Genomic DNA, 4,778 nt, shown 5'->3' on the forward strand with positions numbered 1-4,778 from the left:
GGCCGCCGGCATGCACCTGTCGCCGCTTCTTGGCGAAGGCGGGTACCTGCTCCGTCCAGCCGCCATCAGCCGTGTGGCGCCGGGGTAAGCAGATCCTCGTGATCTAGATCAGTTTCGGTTCAGTCGCCTGCACAACCGGCATTCAAGGTCGTTGGGGCATTGGCTCGTGCTGCAGGTGGCGGGCGGATCGCCGATGGTGCTCCAGAGGGCGGCACGGGGTGGCCGGCGGCCTGACTTGGGAGCGTCATGAGCTTGGCGAAGACCGTCAAGGCTCTGCGCCGGCGCCGGATCCAGCCTCGGATCGCCCGATCCGCGTGGACCGCAGCGAACGCTCGGGCCGGCACCGCTGGATCGGGGAGCGCATCCTGGTCTGGTTCAGCCGCTTCTGCCGCCTGACGGTCCGGTACGAGCGGTGCGCCGATAACCACGAGGCCTTCCTCACCTTCGCGGCCTCCGTCATCTGCTGGAGCTACATCGTCCGCCTGCCCTGGTTGACCTCTTGCTCGAGCCGAGCTCTGAGCTGCTTGCGCTCGCCTCGGGAGCGGATCTGCCGGGGGGTGACCGCCTGCGGGCTGAGCCCGGTCGAGCCATCCCGGCGGTTGAGCGTGTAGCTCTGCTCGGCCGCAACCAGCAGATCTTCGGGTCCGTAATGGGCGATGACGGTCACGCGGATCGCTTCGATCGCGTCGATGGCCGGGATGCCGGCCTGTTCCGTCGGGCCCCGCCCCGCCCGGATGGCATGGTCCAGCATGGCACGGAACGTTCCCATGTCCCGTATGCACCCGGGGTCGAGCGGGCCCTGACGCGTCCACAGGTTCAGATCGGTGGGCGCTTGCCACTCCTCGAGGTCCTCGATCTCGGTGACGGAGTGGCTGGAGGCACCCTCGGCCGTTGTCAGGTCGAGGAGGAGGCTCCGGATGTAGATGGCACCCTGGCTCAGGTTGCTGATGAGGCAACGAGCATCGAGCCCCGATCCGCCGCCGACGCTGATCAGGATGTTGGCCTGCCGCTGGCGACGGTAGCTCGAGACAAAGACCTGCAGGTATGCGATCCAGACGAGCAGCATGGCGAGATTGAGGACGACATTCACCGCGTCGCTGTTCTCGCTCAGCCAGTTCAGCATGGCTCCCCGCGTGCTCGTCGATCTTGCAGGACGGGAGGATGACAGGGCTTCAGCGCCCGGGGCAGATCGATCGGCTGACAGCTTCAAGCAGTGCGTCGCGCCTCAGAAGCGGGCGACAGCGTCCCTGTCCACCAGCCCCTCGGCGCAGGTGCCGTGTCATGAGATCGGTTCGAGACGAGCCCCGGTCAATGCCGGCGCGGAACATCCAGCCGGCTCTCCGGTTGAGAGCCAAAGGACCTGACCCATGGCACAGTCAACCGATCAGGCCGAAGGCGAGGCCAGCGTTTCGGGCGCAGAACCGCTCCGCGAGCCCGAGGGCCGGACCGAGATCATCGAGACCTCGTACGAGATTGGGCAGCACAACATCGCCCGGAGCGGGTTGCTGTCGTTCGACATCCACCAAGTCGTCTTCGTCGTCTCGGCCCTCGCGATCGTCGCCTTCACGTTCCTGACGATGGCCTTCCAGAACGAGGTCGAGCCGCTGTTCGTCGGCCTTCGCGACTGGCTGACCGCAACGCTCGACTGGTTCTTCTTGTTGGCCGGCAACATCTTCGTCCTGCTCTGCCTCGTCCTGATCGTCACGCCGCTGGGCAGCGTCCGGCTGGGTGGACCCCAGGCCACGCCGGACTACAGCTATATGTCGTGGTTCGCCATGCTCTTTGCCGCCGGCATGGGCATCGGGCTGATGTTCTACGGGGTCTCCGAGCCCCTGGGCCATTTCAGCGCGGCCCTCGAGGGGGTGACGATCGATGCGGGCGGGGCCCGCACCGACTGGGCGCCGCTCGGGGGTGCCGAGGGAGACCCGGTGGCCGCCCGGCGGCTCGGCATGGCTGCGACGATCTTCCATTGGGGCCTGCACCCCTGGGCAATCTATGCCGTCGTGGCGCTGGCACTGGCGCTTTTCTCGTTCAACAAGGGCCTGCCGCTCACGCTGCGGTCCTGCTTTCATCCCATCCTGGGTGAAAGGATCTGGGGCTGGCTGGGACACGTGATCGACATCGTGGCGATCCTCGCCACGATCTTCGGTCTGGCCACCTCGCTTGGGATCGGCGCGCAGCAGATCGCCGCTGGCCTCAGCTTCCTCTTCGGCTTCCCGACCTCGAGCGCGGCGCTCGTCTTCCTGATCATCGTGATCACTGCGATTGCGCTCGCATCCGTGGTGGCGGGGCTGGACGCCGGGGTGAGGCGCCTGTCCGAGCTGAACCTGGGCCTGGCTGCGCTCCTGCTCCTGTTCGTCATTGTGGCAGGTCCCACGCTCGACATCCTGACCAGGTTTGTCTCGAACATCGGGGCCTATGCCACCTATCTGCCGGCGCTCTCGAACCCGTTCGGGCGGAACGACGACAACTTCCGGCATGGCTGGACGGCCTTTTACTGGGCCTGGTGGATCAGCTGGTCGCCCTTTGTGGGCATGTTCATCGCGCGCGTGTCGCGGGGGCGCACGGTGCGGCAGTTCCTCGTGGCAGTGTTGCTTGTCCCGACCATGCTGTCCGTCCTCTGGATGACGGCCATGGGCGGCACCGCCATCAGCCAGGTGCTGAACGACGGCTTCACCGGCGCGCAGGAGGCTCCCCTGGAGCTGAAGCTCTTCGCCATGCTGACCCAGCTCCCTCTGACCTTCCTGAGCTCACTGGTGGGCATCGTGCTCGTGGTGGTGTTCTTTGTCACCTCGTCGGACTCGGGCTCGCTGGTGATCGACACGATCGCGGCCGGCGGCAAGATCAACGCGCCCACGCCCCAGCGCGTTTTCTGGGCGACCTTTGGAGGGCTGGTGGCCATCGCGCTGCTTCTGGGTGGAGGGCTGGCCGGGCTGCAAGCGATGGCCGTCTCCACGGGCTTTCCGTTCACTTTCGTCCTGCTCGGCGCGTGCTATGCCATCCTGCGGGGCCTGATGAGCGAGCCACGCCAACGCGGGCTGGCAGAGCAAGCTCGTCCAGATGGGCGAGCCGGCGAAAGCGGAAGAGTGAGGTCAGGCTGAACTCCACCACCAATCGGTGGTCAGCAACCTGGGCCGCCCGGCCAACATGGGCGCCTCGATAGCTAATCCAGTATCTTCGGACGACGAGGTCTTGCCATGCCCCGGAGACGACAAGAGTCGCCCCGCTTCGGGTACGGTCAGGCTTGCTTGGACCATACAGCCTGGCGGAGCGGCCTGCCTGCCGGCTCATCTTGCCGCGGCTGCCAGCGGGCTCGCGGTTTCGCGGATCGGCAGGTGGATGATGGCGCTGAAGGCACCCACGCCGACGCCGACCCACCAGACGGTGTCGTAGCTGCCATAGGCGTCGTAGAGCCGGCCGCCCAACCAGACGCCCATGAAGCTGCCCAGCTGGTGGCTCAGGAACACGATGCCGTAGAGCGTGCCCATGTAGCGCAGCCCGTAGAGATGGGCGACCAGGCCGGAGGTGAGGGGTACGGTGGCGAGCCACATGCTGCCCATCACCGCGGAGAAGATCAGCACCGTGGCGGGCGTCATCGGAGTCAGGATGAACCAGGCGGCGATCAGGGTGCGGCCCGTATAGATTCCAGCCAGCAGGTACTTCTTGGTGAAGTGCTTGCCGGCCCAGCCCGCCAGCAGCGTGCCTGCGATGTTGCCGAGCCCGATGATGGAGATCGCGACCGCCCCCAGCGCATTGGTGGTGGTGATCCCCATGGAGTGCAGCACGCTGCCCAGCATGATCGGCCCGCAGCTCTCGGCCACGAAGGCCGGGAAATGCGCGGTAATGAAGGCCAGCTGGTAGCCGCAGGAGAAGAAGCCCAGGAAGATCATGGCGAAGCTCGGGTCGCGCAAAGCACCCAGCACCACCGTGCCCATGCTTTCCTGCAATTCCGCCTTGGACGCGGGTGCCGGCGTGCGCATCCAGGGCAGCACCACCAGCACCGCCAGGATTATCGCCGCAAACACCAGGAACACGTGCTGCCAGGGCATCAGCGCCAGCAGGCCCTCGGCCAGCGGCGGGCCCAGTACCTGGCCGGCGGACCCGGCGGCGGTAACGATGGCAAGCGACATGGAGCGGTTCTCGGCCGACGAGGCCCGGCCCACCACGGCCAGCACCACGCCGAACCCGGTGCCGGCGACACCCAGCCCCACCAGCACCTCGTAGAGCTGGTGCTGGATCGGCAGGGTGGCGCCTGCCGAGAGGATCAGGCCCAGCGCATAGGCCAAGGCCCCCAGGATGATCGCCTTGCGGTCGCCGATCTTCTCGGCCAGCGCACCGAACAGCGGCTGGCCAAAACCCCAGGCCAGGTTCTGGATCGCAATCGCGAGCGAGAACTCGGCGCGGGGCCAGTTGAACTCCATCGCGATCGGCAGCTGGAACACGCCGAACGACGCGCGGATGGCGAAGCCCACCAGCACCACCAGGCTGCCGGCTAACAGGACGGGGGTGACGAGGGGAGCACGCTGGAGCATAGCGCCTCTTTGCGCGGGCCGGGCGCAGTGTCAACTGACGGTCCAGACAGCGATATGCGGCCCGCTAGCCGATGCGGGGGGCAGAGGCCCTGCCTGTGGCATCGTGCCCCTGGCCGCAGCCGGGCAAGCGCGGAACGTCCGGCTGCTGCTGGCGTTGCGCCCGGATCAGGACGTGCCCGGCTCGGGCGCCCGTCCGGATCGGAGGCGCCGATGGACGTCGACATCCTGGTGTTCGTGGCCATCGGC

3 protein-coding genes are annotated in these 4,778 nt (G+C 67.0%); 1 reads left to right on the plus strand and 2 read right to left on the minus strand.

Annotation, left to right across the window (positions count from 1 at the left end; all coding sequences use genetic code 11):
- Positions 1 to 469: 469 nt before the first annotated feature.
- Positions 470 to 1,123, minus strand: coding sequence for a hypothetical protein (locus tag EQG76_RS24175; protein ID WP_159717115.1), 654 nt, complete (start codon positions 1,121 to 1,123; stop codon positions 470 to 472).
- A gap of 244 nt (positions 1,124 to 1,367) precedes the next feature.
- Between EQG76_RS24175 and EQG76_RS24180 the strand changes: the two genes are divergently transcribed.
- Positions 1,368 to 3,101, plus strand: a complete 1,734-nt coding sequence (locus EQG76_RS24180) for a BCCT family transporter (protein WP_159717117.1) — start codon at positions 1,368 to 1,370, stop codon at positions 3,099 to 3,101.
- A gap of 186 nt (positions 3,102 to 3,287) precedes the next feature.
- On the opposite strand, the gene EQG76_RS24185 is transcribed toward EQG76_RS24180, so the two are convergent.
- On the minus strand, positions 3,288 to 4,532 hold the full coding sequence (locus EQG76_RS24185; protein WP_159717119.1) for an MFS transporter: 1,245 nt from the start codon (positions 4,530 to 4,532) through the stop codon (positions 3,288 to 3,290).
- Positions 4,533 to 4,778: the final 246 nt, after the last annotated feature.

It is taken from the genome of Geminicoccus flavidas (assembly GCF_009806515.1).
Classification (GTDB): Bacteria; Pseudomonadota; Alphaproteobacteria; order Geminicoccales; family Geminicoccaceae; genus Geminicoccus; species Geminicoccus flavidus.